This is a genomic window from Micromonospora sp. NPDC049559 (genome assembly GCF_040676675.1).
GTDB lineage: Bacteria > Actinomycetota > Actinomycetes > Mycobacteriales > Micromonosporaceae > JBFAPK01.
Genome location: NZ_JBFAPK010000046.1, coordinates 15614 through 33923, shown reverse-complemented (window position 1 = coordinate 33923; position 18310 = coordinate 15614). Strand labels below are relative to the sequence as shown.

10 protein-coding genes are annotated in these 18310 nt (G+C 74.8%); 2 read left to right on the top strand and 8 right to left on the bottom strand.

Annotated elements, in window-relative coordinates:
• Positions 1–49 precede the first annotated feature (49 nt).
• The 6 genes from AB0J86_RS33800 to AB0J86_RS33775 all read right to left on the bottom strand — a co-directional run bounded on the left by AB0J86_RS33800 (position 50) and on the right by AB0J86_RS33775 (position 11324).
• On the bottom strand, positions 50–2512 hold the full coding sequence (locus AB0J86_RS33800; RefSeq protein WP_363861751.1) for a nitrate- and nitrite sensing domain-containing protein: 2463 nt from the start codon (positions 2510–2512) through the stop codon (positions 50–52).
• A 177-nt stretch (positions 2513–2689) separates the two neighbouring features.
• Positions 2690–4321, bottom strand: coding sequence for a prenyltransferase/squalene oxidase repeat-containing protein (locus tag AB0J86_RS33795; protein ID WP_363861750.1), 1632 nt, complete (start codon positions 4319–4321; stop codon positions 2690–2692).
• Positions 4318–5211 carry a terpene synthase family protein gene (locus AB0J86_RS33790; RefSeq protein ID WP_363861749.1) on the bottom strand — a complete coding sequence of 298 codons (894 nt, stop codon included), beginning with the start codon at positions 5209–5211 and terminating at the stop codon, positions 4318–4320. Before AB0J86_RS33790 ends, AB0J86_RS33795 begins: the two co-directional genes overlap by 4 nt.
• A 12-nt stretch (positions 5212–5223) precedes the next feature.
• Complete coding sequence (locus tag AB0J86_RS33785; RefSeq protein ID WP_363861748.1) at positions 5224–6603, bottom strand: cytochrome P450; 1380 nt, start codon at positions 6601–6603, stop codon at positions 5224–5226.
• Between the two features lie 218 nt (positions 6604–6821).
• Positions 6822–8111 (bottom strand): helix-turn-helix domain-containing protein, encoded by a 1290-nt coding sequence (locus AB0J86_RS33780; RefSeq protein WP_363861747.1) that lies wholly within the window; start codon positions 8109–8111, stop codon positions 6822–6824.
• Between the two features lie 99 nt (positions 8112–8210).
• Complete coding sequence (locus AB0J86_RS33775) at positions 8211–11324, bottom strand: BTAD domain-containing putative transcriptional regulator (RefSeq protein WP_363861746.1); 3114 nt, start codon at positions 11322–11324, stop codon at positions 8211–8213.
• Positions 11325–11570: 246 nt separating this feature from the next.
• Between AB0J86_RS33775 and AB0J86_RS33770 the strand changes: the two genes are divergently transcribed.
• Together AB0J86_RS33770 and AB0J86_RS33765 are read left to right on the top strand one after the other, a co-directional pair.
• A complete protein-coding gene (locus AB0J86_RS33770; protein WP_363861745.1) occupies positions 11571–12389 on the top strand; it encodes a hypothetical protein in 819 nt (272 codons plus the stop codon).
• A 14-nt stretch (positions 12390–12403) separates the two neighbouring features.
• Positions 12404–13573 (top strand): hypothetical protein, encoded by a 1170-nt coding sequence (locus AB0J86_RS33765; protein WP_363861744.1) that lies wholly within the window; start codon positions 12404–12406, stop codon positions 13571–13573.
• Positions 13574–13689: 116 nt separating this feature from the next.
• Here AB0J86_RS33765 and AB0J86_RS33760 read toward each other — a convergent pair whose 3' ends face one another.
• Entirely contained in the window at positions 13690–16962 is a 3273-nt protein-coding gene (locus tag AB0J86_RS33760; protein ID WP_363861743.1) for a hypothetical protein, read from the bottom strand.
• Between the two features lie 63 nt (positions 16963–17025).
• Positions 17026–18012 carry a penicillin-insensitive murein endopeptidase gene (locus AB0J86_RS33755; RefSeq protein ID WP_363861742.1) on the bottom strand — a complete coding sequence of 329 codons (987 nt, stop codon included), beginning with the start codon at positions 18010–18012 and terminating at the stop codon, positions 17026–17028.
• Between the last annotated feature and the right edge of the window lie 298 nt (positions 18013–18310).

Here is an 18310-nt window from a genome sequence, read left to right as displayed (position 1 = left end):
TCGTTGTCCTCTTTCTGCTGCCGACGCCCAGAGTCGATCTCGGGCCCGGTCACGTGAGCGGCTGGTCCCCGGCGTCGGACGAGTCGTCGCCCGACTGCGCCAGCGGTACGGTGTCCTCGTCCATCAGGCGGGCCGCGTCGCTGCGACCGCGCCGGGTCCCGGTCTGGTACGAACTCATCATCCGGCGAACCTTCTCCGGCGGCCGGGGTGCCTCCTCGTCGTCCGCCGCCGGCTCCGTCGGGCCGGTACCGGCCTGGTCCGTCTTCAGCGCCGGCGCGAGGCTGGCCTGACGGACCCGGAACGGCAGTCCGGAGGGGGTGGTTCCGCCGCCCGCCGGCGGCTGCCCGGGACCACCGGCGTTCCCCGCCGCGGTGCCCTCGGAGCTGCTCTCGGGTACCGGGGGCGCCGGCGCGAGGGGGCGGCGCGGCGTGGCCGTCGGGGTCGCCGACCGGGCCTCCAGCGGCGGCAGCGGCTCGCGCGACGAGAGCGGCTCGCGCGGCGCCGGCACGGCGGGCGGGTTCGCCACCGCGACCGGACCGCGCGGGGCCTCGACGGACCGACCGTTCTGCTCGGCCGGCGCCCCGGCGAGCGAGAGGCCGGAGCGTACGCCCGTCGGCACCTCGTCGTCGGCCCCGGTCTCGGTCACCAGGTTCGGCGGGATGAGCACCACGGCCGTCGTACCGCCGTACGGCGACTCCTTGAGGTGCGCCTTCACGCCGTGCCGCTCGGTGAGCCGGCTGACCACGTAGAGACCCAGGCGGGTGGCGTTGGCCAGGTTGAACTCGTGCTGGCTGGCGATCTGCTCGTTCGCCGCGGCGCGGTCCTCCTCGCTCATGCCCAGGCCGCGGTCCTCGATCTCGATCACGAAACCGTTGGCCACCATCTGGCCCCGCACGTCGACGCTGGTGTGCGGCGGGGAGAACGACAGCGCGTTCTCGACCAGCTCGGCGAGCAGGTGGATCACGTCACCGACGGCGCGTCCGGCCAGCGCGACCGGACCGGTCGGCTGCACGGTCACCCGGGCGTAGTCCTCGACCTCGGCGACCGCGCCCCGGATCACGTCGATCATCGGCACGTTGCGCCGCCAGGCCCGACCCGGCGTCGCGCCGGAGAGCACGATGAGGTTCTCCGCGTTGCGCCGCATCCGGGTGGCGAGGTGGTCGACCCGGAACAGGTCCTCCAGCTCCTCGGCGTCGTTCTCGCGCCGCTCCATCGTGTCCAGCAGCGTGAGCTGACGGTGCACGAGGGCCTGGGTGCGCCGGGCCAGGCTGAGGAAGACGTCGCGTACGTTGCGCCGCAGCTCGGCCTGCTCGACCGCGGTACGGATCGCGGTCTCCTGCACGACGTTGAACGCCTGACCCACCTGGCCGATCTCGTCGTCGCCGAAGTCCAGGGGTGGCGCCTCCTTGGTCACGTCCACGTCGTCACCGCGACCGAGCCGCTCGACCACGCCCGGCAGCTGCTCGTTGGCCAGCCGGCGGGCCGCCTCACGCAACCGCTCCAGCTGTGCCACCAGGGCACGGGCCGTGGTGATCGAGACGACGATCGAGGCGACGACGGCGAGGAGACCGAGACCGGCGGCGAGCACCAGCCGGACGATGATCAGGATGCCGACCGGCGTGGCGCGTTCCAGCAGCAGATCACCGCCGTTGCGGACCAGGTCCTGCATGCCGCTGAGGGCGGCGGTGGTCGTACGGTCCCAGTCCGCGGCGTCGATCGAGAGCTTGGTGCCGGGACGCCCGTTCTCGATCTGGCGCTCCTCCAGCTGCCGGAGGTGGACGAACGCGTCGCCGCCGACGAGCGCGTCGTACTGCGCCCGCTCCTGCTTCGCCAGCAGGCCGGCGGCCTTACCGGACAGGAAGCGCTGCGTGCCGACGAGCTGGGCGAACTGGGACTGCTCGGCGGGGGTGATCCGGCCGGCCGCCAGCACCCCGGCGAGCAGCGCGTCCTCCTGCGAGACGATTTCCCGGGCCTGATAGAGCAGGATCAGCGTGGCGGCGTCGGCCGAAATCTTCTCGTCGTCGAGTTCGCCGATGGCGTCGTACATCCGGAACATCGACTCGGTGGCCGTGTTGTAGGCGCGGGCCGCCTGCGCGCGGTCGATGGTCTGCGCGTCGATCGCCGCCCGGGTGGTGCCGAGGCTGTCCAGATTGGCGAGGAGATCGCCGATGCGCCCTTCGAGGTCCGCGCTGGCCGCCATTTTACTCAGTGAACCCTGGGCCTTCTTCCGGAACTCGGCGGTGAGCTCGTCGGTCTTCTGCCGCTGGGCGACCAGACCCTGGTGGTGCTGGGGATTGGGCTTACCGAGATAGGAGAGGGACAATCGGCGTTCGACCTGCAGCTCCAGCAGGAGCGGCTGACTCGGCTGATTGATGTTGCTGTTGTAGGTCTGGACCCAGAGTAGATTGATACCCTCCCTGAGGGTCACCCATGCTGCGAAGGCCCAGAGCGCGGCCAGCGAGGCCAGCAGCGCAACCACTTTGGTACGCAGATTTGTACTGCGAGAACCCATCACACCGTCCCACGCCGGACCTGCAAACGACTGTCAACAACTTTGTCCCTCGGGTGTCGTCGATCGACGCGCCGTTAGGCGACCCGAGCGGGCAGACATCGGGGCACGCTAGCAGTGTCCGAAGAGTCCCTCAAGTTTGCCTGATCAACCGCTATCCCGCGGCTTATCGCTTATGAGTTATTTGGTGGGCGGAACCACGCCGAGTTGACGTCTCGCCCGCGCGAGTACGCTCAGCACGGCGGAACGGACTATCGCCGTCGGCCGGTAGAGATCCTTGTCGTGCCAGAGCGGCGGGTCGAGCTGCTTCCCGGCGCTGGCCTCCAAATACGCGAGACCGGCGACCGCGGCGTGGACGGCTCCGGGACGGGTCGGCGGGTCCGCGGTGAGGAGCACCTGGAGCGCGTACGCGGTCTCCTCGGTCGTGCCGCCCCAACGCCCCCACGAGCCGTCGCTCCGCTGGGTGGCGACCACCCAGTCGACCGCCCGGCCGACCGCCCGGTCCGCCGCGGGCCCGTCCCCGTAGTCGTGCAGTGCGAGCACGCAGCAGGACGTGGCGTAGTACGGCGACGCGTGCCAGCGGTCCCACCACGCGCCGTCGGCGTCCTGATGCTCCGACAGCCAGGCGGAGAGCCGCGCTGCCGCGGCCCGGTATCGCGGCGCGGCGCCGGGCTCCCGGCTCGCGTACTGGCCGAGGGCGTCCAGCACGTGGGCGTTCGTGGTGATGGAGTAGCCGTCCTCGCCCGGCCAGGTGCTGAAGTGGGTCCCCGTATCGAAGGGCCACAGGCTCGCCGGTTCGACCGACATGCCGAGCCGTCCCATCGCGTACAGCGCGACCGAGGTGGTGTCCGCGTCCGCCGGCAGCCCCGGCCCGGCCGCGGTCCCGCCGGCGGTCCCGGCCGCCCGCAGGGACTGGACCAGTTCCGGCGGAACGGTGAGATCGATCCCGGCCCGGGCCAGCGCGCCGAGCACCCAGGCACGCTCGAAGACGGTGAGTGGCGTGGCGCAGGGCACCGGACCCGAGTGCCGCCGCACGGCCTCCCGCAGATAGGTGAGCGCGGGCTGGCCGTGGCTGTCCGGCCGGGGGCCGCCGAGCCAGGCGGCGGTGGCGGCCGGCGAGCCACCGATGGTGCCGGGCGGCACGAGGGTGACGCCGCGCGCCTCCCGGGCCAGGTCACCCACGACTTCCAACGCGTGCCACAGCTTCTCCGGAACCCGGACGCCCGTTGCGAGGGCACCACGGATGGCGGTGAGCCGCCGACCGTCCACGGCGGGCGGTAGGGTCAGTCGTCGGCTCTGCCGGCCGGCTACCAGGACCGGCCCCGCATGCGCGCCGACCGCGTCGAGATGCTCGTTCACGGCCGCCACCAGGCCCGGCACCGTGAGATCGATCGCCGGCATGTCGGGTATGGCCAGGGTACGGTCCGCGAGCAGGTCGAACAGCAGTTGTAGGCCGCGTTCGGCCGCCGCCACGAGCCGGAAGGTGCCCATGCCGGCCTCGCCGGGCCTGCCGCGGCGCAGGCAGGCGAGCAGGGCCTCGGTCGCGCTCAGCGTCGGAACGAGGGCGTATCCCCCAGGAGCGCCCCAGCCGCCGTCCCGGCGCTGCGTCGCCAACAGATACTCGATCCGCTCCGCGTGCCCGGTCAGCCAGGGGGCGATGGTGACGAGTCGTCCGGTCTCGTAGACGGATGGCGAACTCTGTCCCCAGGGCTCGAGCACCAGCTCGTTGAGCAGGTCGCGGACCGCGATGCCGAACTCGTCGGCACCCGTCGCGCCGATCGACGCGCCACCGATCTCACCTTTGACGGTCACTTGCTGTCCCAGAAATCGCCGACCCGGTAGAAGCCGCCCGTGAATCCCAGCTGACGGTTCAGGTAATCGGCCTGCTCGGGGAACCGGTCCGTGAGCCGACGTAACCGGTCACGGGACTCCTCGGTCACCTCGTCGAGCCGTGCCATCACCTCGTCGCGTCCGGCCACGCGCAGCGCGTTGACGTCGCCGGACCGCAGATCACGTTCGTAGGTGGCCAGGTCGTTGAGCAGGCGCAGCGCGCGCTGGACCGAGCGGCTGGCGTCGACCAGGTCGGCGGGTTCGTCGAACTCGCCCGGCTCGGCGCCGACGATCCAGTGGGCGACGTTGATGAGGGAGGAACCGGCACTGGCCGCGTTGTCGAGGTACGTGTCGAGGCTCGGGGGCGCGGCCTCTCCGCTGTTCGCCGGCCGCCAGTACCACTCCTGTGTCATCGCGGCGAGCATCAGCCGCAGCTCCGTCAGCCAGAGGTGTCGGGTCGACGCGAAGGCGGGCGCCGCGGCGAGTTCGTCGCGGAGCGAGGCGAGGAACGGTGCGACCGGGTCGCCCGGCTGCGGCTCGCCGCCCTGCGCCACCAGCAGGCAGGCGGCGGCCAGCTCCTCGACCTCGGCCGCGGTCTTCGCGACGTGGTCGAACTGCCAGTCCAGCGCGAATACCAGCAGACCGGAGCGGCTCGCGACGCCGAGCCGGTCGGTGGACATGTCCGGGGACAGGAACGCGGTGGCGAGCGCGAGGCTGTGGAGCAGCGTCGGGTCGAAGGGAGGCGCCGGGAAGAGCTCGGGGTACCGACCGGCGAGAGCGCTCAGGCCGCGCTGGGTGGTGGCCGCCGTCGCACAGATCCGACCGTGCGCCGCGGCGGACAGCATCGGGTCGAGGCTGGTAGTGGGGTGCACGCTGCTCCTCGCTCAGGACGGAACGGCCCGCTGGACGGGCAGGAGTGTCAGCTCGACCCGCTCAAGCGGCCGCAGCGAGGCGGCGACCTTGGGCGCGGGCATCCGGGAGTCGCGCAGCCGGAACCGGAACCGGCTCAGCAGGGTGGCCAGGATGAGCCGGGCCTCCAGGAAGAAGAGGTGCTGACCGAGGCACTGGTGCGGGCCGCCGCCGAACGGGTAGTAGGCATAGCGGTGGGTCCGCCGTGCCCGGTCGGCGGCGAACCGCTCGGGGTCGAAGGTCTCCGGACGGTCCCAGAGGGTGGCGAGCCGCTGGGTGGCGTACGGGCTGAGGATGACCGTGGCGCCCGCCTTGACCGGTACCCCGCCCAGCACGTCGTCCGCCATCACCCGTCGGGGCAGCAACCAGCCCGGCGGGTAGAGCCGGAGCAGCTCGTCGAGGACCATCCGGGTGTAGGTGAGTTCGGCGAGCTGCGGCGCGCCGACCGGACCGTTCCCGACGACCCGGTCGATCTCCTCGTACAGCCGGCGCGACACCTCCGGGTGCGCCTCGAGGATGGGCCAGAGCCAGGTGAGCACGGCGTACGTGGTCTCGGTGGCGACGGCGAACATGGCCACCAGGTCGTCCCGTATCCGCCGTTCGTCGAGGGGCCGCCCGTCCGGCGTCCGCGCCCGACCGAGGGTGGAGATGACGTCGTCGCCGTCGCCCGGCTGGCGGTGGGCCGACCGGACCACCGGCATCAGGATGTCGTCGATGGCCGCCAGCGCCTCGCGGAACGCGCGGTCGCCGGGCACCGGAACCGCGTCGGGTACGAACGGCAGCAGCAGCCGGGTACGCAGCGACGTGACCAGGGTGTCCTGGAAGCGGACCACTCGTACCGCGTCGGGCACGGAGATCTTGTCGGCGAAGAAGACCCGGGTGACCGCGTGGCACACGATCCGGGAGAGCTCGGCGGCGATGTCCACGGCGCGGCCGGCCCGGGCCGGCTCGTCCAGTTCGGCGACGGCCTCGTCGATCGCCGTGGCCATCCCCTCGACCAGGGCCTCGATGCGCTTCGGGGTGAAGAGCGGTTGCAGGATCTGCCGGCTGGTCGACCATACCGGCCCCTCGCCCAGGATGCCGTCGCCGGTGGCCCGGCGCACCGACCGCCAGAGCATGCTGCCGCCGTCCCGGGTGTAGTTGCCGGCGTTGTCCCGTAACACGTGCTGCACGTGCGCCGGCTGGGTCACCAGATAGGTGCGGAAAAAGCCGAGGTCGATGCGGACGAGGTCGCCGCCGGACCGGTTCGCGAGGTCGACGAAGGTCTGGTATGGATCGCGGATCAGCTGGGGGAGCGCCCGACGGGCGGGAACTGACATGACCTTGCCGGACTCGGCGGACAACGTTTCAGACATCGCACACCTCTGCCACGTCTCCTTCCCCAACCCGCCCCGAACTCCACGCCCCGTCGGACGAGGTGTCCCCGACGAGTAGCAGGGCCGGTTCGCTCGGTGATCGTGACGATCTTTTCACTCTGTGCCAGCGAAAGCTAGATCACCGAGTCATGGAAATGTCACGTTTTCCCGGGGTGTGCTCTGGGGACGGGGCGGGTGCTGCTACCGGCGGGTAGGCGTCATCTGCTGACCTCGGCGCGCGGGTCGAAGTGGAAGACCTGGCCGGCGTTGGTGGGGGAGCAGGTCAGCTGCAGCACCGGCTGCCACTGGGCCGTGGCCGCCGACGGTACGCCCAGACAGAGTCCGCTGTGGACGGCGAGGATGCGGAACCCGCCGGCGGACTCGGCGACCGGCTCCAGCCGGAAGTCGTGCGCGTCCGCCTCGCCGCAGTAGTCGTCGGCCAGCGGCGCGTTCACCTCGGTGGCGGCGGACTCCACCCCGGTGCACCCCTCCTTGAACACGGGATGGAAGGTGTGGATCTGGTAGACGCCCCCGCTCAGCACGGTCAGCGTCATCTCCGGGATCGCGGTCGCGCAGCTCGCCTGGTAGAGGTGCCCGTCGTCGCTGTCGGAGCGCTCGGAGAGGCAGAGGTCCGAGTGCGCCAGCCGGATCCGGTACGGCCCGGGCGGCGGTGCTCCGCCCGTCGTCGGGGTCACCCCGCCCGGTCCGGGCTCCGCCGACCGGTCGTCACCCAGCCAGGTCACGGCCGCGGCCGCGACGGCCAGGACCGCGACCAGACCGGCGGCGACCAGCGCGACGGTGGTACGGCGCGGGCGCGCTCGGCGTGGCTCCGGCCCGGCCGGCGCCGCCGGTCCCGCCGGTCCCGCTGTCTGCGCCGGTCCCGCTGTCCGCGCCGGTCCCGCTGTCTGCGCCGGTCCTGCTGTCTGCGCTGGTCCAGCCGGTTCCGCCGGTTCCGTGCCGGGGGCGTGTCCGGTCCCGACGGGCGCGGGCCCGGTCTGTCCGTTCTCGACCGTGCCCGCCGCCGCGCCGCCGTCCGCGACCGGCGTCTCCGGACGCGAGCCGTTCGGGGTGTCCGGCCGTGTCGGGGCCTCGGGCCGAGCGCTGTTCGGGGCCTCCACTCGCGAGCCGTCCCCGGTTTCCGGTGGCGAGCCGCCGGACGGGCCCGGGGGAGCGGCCGGCGGGGGCTCGCCCGGCGGGGGAGCCGTAGGCGTCCACTGTGGCTCGGTCCACGCGAGCCGGCGGCGTACCACGAGCCACTGCGCCACCACCTCGGGCTCGCCGCCGCAGGCCGTGAGCAGCGCGACCACCAGGTCCTCGCGCGGCAGCGTGGTCCGGGACAGCATCGTGGCCAGCGTGCTCGCGGGCAGGACGTGGCCGGCCTGCTCGGCGCGGCGGGCGATCTGCCGGTAGCTCAGCCCGGAACGCTCCCGTACCAGGCGCAACTGGGCCACGAACTCCGCCACGGTGTCCACCGCGTGGGGATCGACACCATAGATCAAATTGCTCATCGACCGCCCACCGCATCTCCTACCGCACAGGAAACCGTTGCCCGGCTTTACTTTAGGTGCCGGGGCGGATGCGCCGCCCCACCCCCCACGGGCGCGGCGTCAGCCCGCGCCGGCCGGCAGCGCGGTCCGGCCGCCCACCGTCTCGGCCGCCGGGGCGCGCCGCTCCGCCGGCCGGTGCAGATGCCCGCCGATCTCCCTACCGTTGAGCAGGCCCGGCCGCAGGTCCGCGGGAAGGCCCATCGCCTGGCGCAGCGCCGCCGCCTCGCCCCTGGCCTGCCGGGCCACCTCGGGACGGCCGTCCGCCTCGGCCACGGTCGCGGCCAGGTCGAGCGAGCGCGAGGTCCAGTACGGGCTGTGCACCCGGCGCCAGGTCGACAGCGACCGGTCAACGGCCGCCGTCGCCGCCGCGGTCCGTCCCGAGTGCAGGTACAGGTCGGCCAGGGTACGCAGCGTCAACGCCTCGCCGAACGGCTCGCCCAGGCGGCGGTACGCCGACAGGCACTCGTCGAGCAGCGCCTCGGCGAGTTCCGGGTCGCCGCCGAGGTCGACGACGTGGGCGAGCCACTGCCGTCCGTGCACCTCGCCGGCCTGGTCGCCGACCTCGGCGGCCAGCGCACCGGCCCGCTCCAACTCCTCGCGCGCCTCGGCGAGCCGGCCCGCGGCCAGCCGCACCAGGCCGAGCGAGCGCAGGGTGGCCGCCTCACCGTTGCGGTACCCGATCCGGTCCGTCAACGCCAGCGCGTGCCCGGCCGACCACTCGGCCAGCTCGATCTCGCCGCGCTCCAGGTACACGCTGACCAGCGCGCGCTGGGCGTACGCCTCGGCGCGGATGTTGCCGCTGGCGCGCGCCCCGCCGATCGAACGCTCCAGCCAGTCGCTCGCCTCCTCGTGCCGGCCCTGCAACCGGCGCAGCACGCCGAGGCCGGAGGCCGCGCTCTCGCCGGGCTGCCCGGCCTCGCGGTACGCCCGCAGCGCCGCCTCGAACTCGGTACCGGCCTGGTCGTAGCGGTCCACGACGGTGTCCAGCTCGCCCAGGTTGCGGTACATCACGGCGACGCCGAGCCGGTCGCCGGCCCCGTGCGCCGCGGCGAGCGCCACCTCGTGCGTGTCCCGCCAGTCGTCGAAGTGGGCGGCGATCTCGAAGTAGGTGGCCAGCGAGGCCGCCAACCGCCAGGCCACGCCGGCCAGCCCGGCCGAGGCGGCCTGGCGGACCAGGGCGCAGAGGGTGGAGCGTTCGCTCTCCAGCCACCGCAGCGGCGTGGCCAGCAGCCGCTCGACGTCGGCCGCGCGCGGCAGCCAGGCCGGCTCCGCCGCCGGAATGGAACCGAGGAAGCCGTCGGCGAGGCCGGCGTCCGCGCGCCGGGCCATCGCCGCGTACGCCTCGCAGACCCGGGTCAGCGCGGCGGTACGCGACGCCGCCGTCTCCTCGGCCGTGTCGCGTTCCCGCGCGAAGAGGCGGACCAGGTCGTGCAGCCGGTAGCGCGGCTCGCCGGCCGCCCCGGTCGAGTCGAACTCCAGCAGGTTGTCGTCGACCAGCGCGTCGGTGATCCGCTCCGCCTCCTGGTGTCCGCAGCCGAGCAGCGCGCCGACCACCCACTCCGGCACCACCAGCGTGTTGAGCATCCCGAGCAGCCGCAGCGCCCGCCGGGCCGGTGGGTCCAGCGCGTCGTAGCTGAGCGCGACGCTGGACCGTACCTCCAGGTCGCCGGCGCGCAGCTCGTCGAGGCGGCGCCGCTCGTCGTCGAGCGTCTCGGCCAGCCGGGTGGCCGACAGGTAGCGCCGGGTCGACAGCCGGGCGCCGGCGATCCGCAGCGCCAGCGGCAGGTTGCCGCAGAGCCGGATCAGGCGACCGACGGCCTCCGGCTCGCGCCGCGCCCGGTCGTCGCCGACCGCCGCCGCGAGCAGGGCCAACGCCTCCGCGTCCGGCAGCACGTCGAGGTCCACGCGGGCCGCCGCCTCCAGCCCGGCCAGGGCGTTGCGGCTGGTCACCAGGACCGCGCTCGTACCGCTGCCGGGCAGCAGCGGGCGTACCTGACGCTCGTGGCTGGCGTTGTCGAGCACCACCAGGGTTCGGCGCCCGGCCAGCTCCGCCCGGTACCGCCGGGACCGCTCCGCCAACCCCTCCGGCAGCTCCGCGCCGGTGATCCCGAGCGACTTGAGCAGCGACGCGAGCACCTCCTCCGGCTCGGCCGGCCGGTTGTCGGCGCCGCGCAGCTCGGCGAAGAGCTGGCCGTCGGGGAACGCGTCGCGCAGCAGATGCCCCGCGTACACGGCGAACGCCGTCTTGCCGACGCCCGGCGTGCCGGCGACGACCACGGTGCGGGCCGCCGGCGTACCGTCCGCGTCGGGCGGTCCGGCGAGCAGCCGGCGCACCCGCTCGACCTCGGCGGTGCGGCCGACGAAGTCCGGCAGCCGGGCCGGCAGCTGGTACGCCGGGGCCCACGGCTCGGCCGGCGGGCCCTCCGGTACCGGCCCGGGCCCGTCGTCGGTGAGGATGCCCTGGTACGTCTGCTGCAACTCGACGCCGGGCGGCACACCCAACTCGTCCACGAGCACCCGGTGGGCCGACGCGTACGCGGCCAGCGCGTCGGAGCGCCGGCCGGACCGGTGCAGCGCCGTCATCAGCTTCGCCCACAGCGGCTCGCGCAGCGGTTCCTCGGCGACCAGCGCCCGCAGCTCGGCGACCAGTTCGGCGTGCCGGCCGGCGGCGAGCTTCGCGTCGGCCAGGCTCTCCCAGGCGGCGAGGCGGTGCTCGGCGAGCCGTTCGGCCTCCGCGGCCACGGTCGCGGTCGACGGTACGTCCGCCAGCGGGTCACCGCGCCACAGCGCCAGCGCCTCGACGAGCGTACGCAGCGCCTCGTCGGTGCTTCCCTGGGCCAGCGCCTGCCGGCCCCGGCCGATCAGCTCGGTGAAGCGGTCGGCGTCGACCTCGCCCGGGGCGACGCTCAACTCGTACCCGCTGGGTCGGGTGAGCAGCCGCGCCGGCGGGTCGCCCAGCGCGCGCCGCAGCCGGTACACGTACACCTGTAGGGACTTGGCCGCCGAATCGGGCGGCCGGTCGCCCCAGAGCTCGGCGACGAGGCGCTCGGCGGGGACGAACCGGTTGGCGTTGACCAGCAGGTACGCCAGGAGCGAGCGCCATCGGGAGGCGCTGATCTGGGTCCACTCCCGGCCGTTCCAGACGGTCAACCGACCGAGGATCCGGTACCGCATCACGCCTCCGCTCGCTGGGTTCGCGATGCCGCGGCGGGCGGGATCCGTACGCCTGTCCCGAGACACGACGGACCCGCGAACCTCTACCTGCCGAGAACACCCTTGATCGGAATAAATGCCGTGTCAAGCGCGGCCGAGCGGCGAGCCGGCCGGCGGCGCTACCGGCGCGCTACCTCGCCGCTGCGACCGGCCGGTATCCACGTGTTCGGCCCCTTGCGCGGGGCGTACGGGGCGATGGGAGCACGGGTGGGAACATCAGCGGTACCGGGGCGGCAACGTCGGGTGTGGACGGTGGCCGGTCCCGGTACGGTCGGCGCGGGCGGTGCGGCCGCCCGACTGCTCACCACGGACGAGGCGCGGGAACTGGCCGGGTCGTTGCGGCGCGGGGCGCGCCGGGAACTGCTGGACGTGCGCGGCGGCGCGGGCGAGTCGCCGTCCGCTCCACCCTGGGCCCCCGACCTCCGGGCCGCCGATGTCCGGGCCGCCGAGCCGCCGGCCGCCGATCCCCGGGCCAGCCGGTCGCCGTCCGATCCCCGGGACGACGGGCCGGTGCCGTCCGATTCCCGGGACGCCGGGCCGGCGCACCGGGTGCTGCTGGACCGGTCGGTGGCGCGGGACCCCCGCGTCGAGCCGGCCGTGCGGGCGCTGTGCGAGCACGCCGCCGTACGCGTCGCCGCCGGGCTGACCGCGTCCCTGCTCGTGGTCGACCGGGAGCACGTGCTGGTCTGGCCGCTGGGCGGCGGCGCGCCGGGCGCCGGGGCGCCCGTACCCGACGCGGCCTATCTCCGTGCGCCCGGTGTCGCCACGGCCGCCCGGGAACTCTTCCAACTGCTCTGGTCGGGTGCCACCGAGCCGCCCGCCGCCCGCCGCCCGCCGGAACTGACGGCGGCGCAGTGGCGGATCCTGCGGCTGATGACCACCGTCCGCAACGACACCGAGCTGGCCGCCGCGGCCGGCGTCACGGTGAAGACGGTCCGGTCGCACCTGACCGCGGTCCTGCGGGTGTTGGACGTACCGACCCGGTTCGCCGCCGGGGTAGAGGCGGCCCGACGGGGCTGGCTGTGACGGAAAGGGCCACCATGCCAGACAGGATCCTCTCGCGTGAGGCGGCCGGGCTGTACCTGTGCCTGCTGCTCGGCGGCGGCGAGCTGCCGCTCGGCTCCGGACCGCTGCCGGGGGAGGGAGCAAACCGTCCCGCCTTCGCCGAGCTGTACCGGCTCGGGCTGGTCCGGGGCACCGCCGAGCTGCCCGGCGGCCTGGCGGCGGTCGATCCGTCGGAGGCGTTCACCCGGCTGCTGGCCGGACTGGACGGCCGGGCGGCCACCGGGCCGGCCGGCCCGGCCGAACTGGACGGGCTGCTGCGGCTGCTGGACCCGGGCCCGGTGCCGGACCCGGTGCCGGGCCGGGAGATCGGCGCGGCGCCGGTACCGGGCCCGTCCGCGCCCGCCGACGAACCGGCGTCGGCGGCACCCGCCGGGGTACCGGTGTCCGAGCCCGCGGTGCGGGTGCTCTCCGGTCGTGCGGCGCTCGCCCGGGAGCTGCGGGAGCTGCGCCTCGCCGCGCGCACCGAGTACCTCGCGGTGGTCGCCGCCGGACCGGGCGGCGCACCGCCGCTGGGTTGGCCGGAGCGGGCCGGCGCACCGGAGGCCGCGACCCGGCTGCTCTACGCCGGCTCGTGCCCGCCGGAGCACGGCGGCGAGGCGGGCGGGCCGTCGGGCCGCCGGCCCGAGGTCCGGTACAGCGGGCCCGCCCCGCTGGACCTGCGCGTCGTCGACCGGCACACGGCGGTGCTGGCGCTGGCCGGCCCGGTGGCGTCCGGTCCGGCGGTGGTGCTGCGTTCCGAGCCGGTCGTCGGGCTGCTGCGAAGCTGCTTCCGGCAGCTCTGGGCACGCTCCGACGAGCCCACCGGCGGCCGGCGTGTCGAGGGCGATCCGCGCGCCGGCGGCGGCGGTGGTGCGCCCGGTGGGTGGCGCGGCACGGACGCCGACGGTGGCGTGGCCCCTACCGGTGCGGGTGCCGGTGCCGGCGGCGTGGAGCGTGCCGGTGCGGGCGGTGGCGCGCTGAGCCCGTTCGACCGGCGGGTGCTGCGGCTGCTGGCGCAGGGACATCGGGACGCCGACATCGCCCGGGTCACCGCCACCAGCGTGCGTACCGTGCGCCGCCGGATCGCCGCCGTCGCCGTCGAGTTCGGCACCACGAGCCGGTTCGCCATCGGCGTCGAGGCGTACCGGCGCGGGCTGGTGCCGTAGGCCCGCGGCCTGCCGTCGTCGACGCGGCGGCGGGCCGACCCGCCCGGGTGACCGGCAGGCGGGAACGGGGTGCGGTGCCGACGTCCAGCCGAGCCCGCCGGACCGAACCCGGCCGGTCAGCTCATGTCGACGGCGTACGCCTCCTCGCGCACGTCGGCGTCGGGGTGCCGGCGCAGCCCGATCAGCAGATCCCGCCACGGCGCCGGCCAACCGAAGCCGGCCCCGTGCCGGACCAGCGCCACCGCGAACAGCCCGCCGGCGAGGTCGCCCCGCCCCGCCAGCCGCGCGGCCGTCCCGGCGAGGATCGCCGGGTCGGGCCATTCGGGGAGGCTTCGCAGCCGGGCGCCGACGCGTTCGGCGGTACGGAGCGCGAGCACGGGCCGACCCGCGCAGAGTCCGGCGATCTCGTCCAGATTGTCCAGCCGGCCGAGGTCGACCAGCAGTCCCATGGCCGTGCCGGCGAAGGCGGGGTGACCGGCGAGCCACCGCGTCGATTCGACCAGAGCGGACCGGTCGGCACCGGCCGGACGGACCCCGGACCGCACGGCCGCGCCGCGTGCGAGGAGTTCGATGCGCCGTCGGGCCGGGCGGTCCGCGGCCGGGTCGCCAGGATGGTCGTCGCCCGCGTCGCGATCCACGAGCCGGGCCAGCGCGGTGCCGAGTACCTCGTCGCCGCCGGCCTTCAACAGGTTGGCGACCTCGATGTGCACCATCGTCTCGCCGAGGTCGGTGAGCCGGTCCACGACCAGTTCGGTGATCCCGGTCAGCCAGGGCGACCATTCCCCGAGCTGGGCGAACGCGGCGCGCCGGATCTCCCGGTCGGCCGCGCGGCAGGCCTCGACGACGAGCGCGCCGTAGCGCGGGCGGTGGCGTTCCGGGATCGTGTACGGGTACGCGCTCAGGACCGCGCGCCGCTCCTCCCGGCTGCCGTCGACCGCGCTCCGCAGGATGGTCCAGCTCGCCTCGGTCCGCAGCCGCTGCCGGGCGGCGGAGACGATCGCCGCGCGCACGTCGCGGTGCGCGTCCGGGTCCGCGTACGCCTCGCGCAGCGTCGCCATCGCCCCCGGCGGCCCGTAGCGTGCCAGCAGCCGGGCCGCCTCCTTCCGGCTCGTGATCTTCGCCGGACCGGTCACCACCGCGCGGAGCGGATCGGCCAGCCGGGACGGCGGGACGTAGCGGGCAGCCCGTCCGGCCGCGTACAGCGCGACCCGCGCCCGGTCGCCGTCGGCGTACCGGAGCAGCACCGGCAGCGCCTCGTCCGGCCGGTCGGTCCAGACCAGCGCGCCCAGCGCGGCCTCGGCGATCGCCACCTCGGGGGCGTCGAGGTGGCGCAGCACCAGCTCGCGGCCCGCGCCGGGGACGCCGGCGGCGGCCCGGACCGCCGCCGCGCGCTCCCAAACCCCCAGTCCGGGATCGGAGACGACCAACTCCTGCGCGGCCACGAAGCGGGCCCGCTGGCGGGGTAGCCAGCGCTCGGCGTGCGACGCCCGGGCGGGCACCCATCGCGTCCCCGGTTCCAGGAACCGCCCGCGCGGCCGCTGGTTCAGCGCCCGGTCGAGCAGGTCGGTGCGGGACGCGCAGATCGTCGACCACACCGCGTCGATCGTCACCGCCGTCGGGTCGGTGTCGAGCACCTCGGCGACCCGGTCCGCGCGGGTACGCGGGTCGTCGAGCCAGAGCCCGATCGCCGTGCGGGCCACCGAGGGCAGCGTGCGCGGGCCGATCGCCCGACGCAGCAGCTCCTGCAACCGCGGCAGCCGCCAGGCCCGCCGGCCGAGTGCGTGGGTGAGCGCGAAGAGCGGACCGTACCGGCGGCGGGCCAGGCCGGCCTCGATCCAGCCGCGCAGCCGTTCGAAGACCATCGCCTCCTGCCCGCGGCGCAGCACCGTGTCGAAGCGGCCCAGTACCGGCGCGCTCGCGCCGGTGCTCACCAGGTCGATCGTGAGCAGCGCCCACTCGCGTAGCCCCGGCACGGCGACGTGGTGCCGCAGGATGTCGGCGGCGAGCGCGCCCAGCGCGGTCGTGGTGGCGGGGGAGGCGTCGCGGGCGTCGACCGCGTCGGTGGTCAGCTGGGTGAGCCCGGCCGCGGTCTCCGCGGTGAGCAGCGGTGCCACCTTCACCAGCGCGGTGAGCGCGGCCGAGCGCACCGGATCCTGCTCGTTGCGCAGCCGGCCGAGCCGGACTACCACCTCGGCCACCGCCCGGGGGTCGCGGGAGCGGCGGGCGGCTGCCACCAACAGCGTGTACCCGTGTGCCCGCTCGTCGGCGTCGCCCGAGCGCAGCGCGACCTCCAGTGCCGCGGACGCGTCCGGCCAGGCGAGGTACGCGCTCCAGCCGTGCACCTCGGACTCCCGCTCGCGGGTCCTCGCCAGACCGAGCACCCGGGTCGCCTCGCGGATCCGGACCGCGGCGGGCAGCACCTCCATGACCTCGGCGGCCGGGATCAGCACCGCCGTGTCGGCCCCGGCCAGGGCCCGGCGGTACAGCTCACCGCGCCGGGCCGGCGCCACGGCGCCGAGCAGCGCCGCCAGCGCCCGGCTGTGTTCCCGGAACCGGTTCGCCAGCGGCGCCAGTTCGTCGGTGGGCAGCGGTGCGAGGCGGCGCAGCAGGGCCGGCGGCAGCGGGGTCCGCTTCAGCCAGGCCGCGCGGCCGGGCGCGGCGAGCAGGCGGGCGACGCGACCCGCGTGGTGTGCCGCGAGCATCCCGTAGGCGACGAGCGGGCCGGGTAGCGAGGCCTCGGGTGCGTACCGTTCGAGCAGGTCGAGCGCCTGCGCCGGGTCACACCGCAGCACGGCACCGGCGGCACCGCCCCAGATCCTGCCGCGCAGCTCGGGCGGCGTCGCGGCCAGCCGCTCGCGGACCCGGTCCAGCAGCGGGCCGGGGTGCCGCCGGACCAGCCGTTCGAGGGTGAGCGCGTGCTCCAGTTCGGGCAGCAAGGCCCGTACCGTGTCGGTGCCGCAGGCGGGCAGCAGCGCGGCCGCCTCCTCGTCGCCGAACTGGTCACGGATCTCCGTGACGAGCGAGTCGGCGAGCGCCGGCGCGGACCCGCGGCGCAGGGCGCGATACACCCGGCGCCGCTCCGTCGCCGGCCGGTCGGTGACGTCCCCGACCGGGATGCCGGCGCGCACCGCCGCGGTGATCGCGGCGCCCCTGATCGAGGGCTGGGGGTCGCGGGTCGCGGCGGCGATGCCCTCGGCGTCCCGGGTCACCACCGCCGCGACCAGGGCGAGACGCCGCTCGTAGGGGCCCTGTTCGCGCAGGTCGGCGCAGACCCGGTCCCGGTCGGGCGCGGTACGGGCCCATTCCGCGAGGCGGTTCGTCCGCTCGCGGTACGGCAGCGGTTCGAGCGAGGTCAGCAGGGTGCGGGTAGCGGCGAGCACGGCGTTCATTGTGCGGGCGAGTGCGCCGGAACGAGCTGCCGCCCAGGAGGCGGGGGCGGCGCAGCCGCACGGTCAGCAGGTGTAGAGGCTGCTCGGGTGGACCCGCTCGCAGTACCGGACGTGCAGGTGGTTGTCGTGGTTGGCGTACTGGGAGGTGAGCCCCTCGGCGATCAGCGTCGGATCGTTGAAGAGGATGAACGAGACGTGCCCCGGCGCCGCGGCCCGGATCGCGTTGACCAGCTGCCGGGTGGCGGCGCGGTCGTACGTCGCGGACTGCCAGGTGATCCGGCCGGCGGTGCACTGCGCCGCGTCGGTACGGATCGGCCAGACGTCGATGTCGAGCCCGACGTCGTGGCTGGAATGGCCGGGGATGCCGCCGCCGTGCTCGAAGCCCGCGTCGCCCAGCGGTACCGGGCCGCGTCCGGTGGCGGCGAAGGCCGTGGCGGCCGCCTCCAACTGGCCGATCGCGGCGCCGGTGGCCCAGTTGGCCAGGCCGTTGCCGTCCGGGTCCTGGTCGCACAGCCCGCTCGACAGGTCCGGGTAGGCGTAGTGCCAGGCGAGGTTGGTCCAGGTGGTCGGGCCGACGATGCCGTCGGGGCCGATCCCGGCGTGGGACTGGAAGGAGACCACGGCCGCGCGGGTGGCGGCGTCGAAGCTGCCGTTGACGCTCAGCCGCGCGTCCCGCTTCTTGTTGAGCTGCACCTGTAGCGCCCGTACCGCCGGCCCGCTGGCGCCGCTGGTGAGCGTCACCACGAGCGCGCCCCAGGTCTTGGGCCCGACGATGCCGTCGGCGGCGAGATTGTGCGCGGACTGGAAGGCGCGTACCGCGATGTCGAGCGGGGCCGCGAAGATCCCGTCGGCCGGGGTGTCGTGTCCGTGCTCTTGCAGTAGGTACTGGATCGCCAACACGTCCACGCCCCGGTTGCCGATCCGCTGGGTCGGGTAGAAGGCGCCGCCGAACGCGTACGCGCCGGTCGCCGGGCCGAGCCCGGCCAACGCCACGGTCAGGACCAGCAGGATCCTCGCCACGAGGCGCGTTCCGCGCCGATCGGTCTGCATACCCGGTTTCCTCCTCGACAGGTGCCCCGTTGGCACGCGGATCGCGGGGCGGCCCCGGTCTCCAGCGGCGCCCGGCATCGACCAGCGTGATCGGCGGTCGCGGTCGCGGAAAGGTCACTTGCGGACACCGCCCGCCCGGCGGGCGGCCTGGGTGCTCGGGCCGACGGGCAGGGGACCTCGCGTCGACGGGCGCGGGGCCGCGCGAGGCGGAGGGAGGGTGTCGGCCGCCCCGGCAGCGCTGGTACGTTCTAATCGAACCGATCGGTTCGATCTAGCCACGCGACTTCGTGAGGTACCC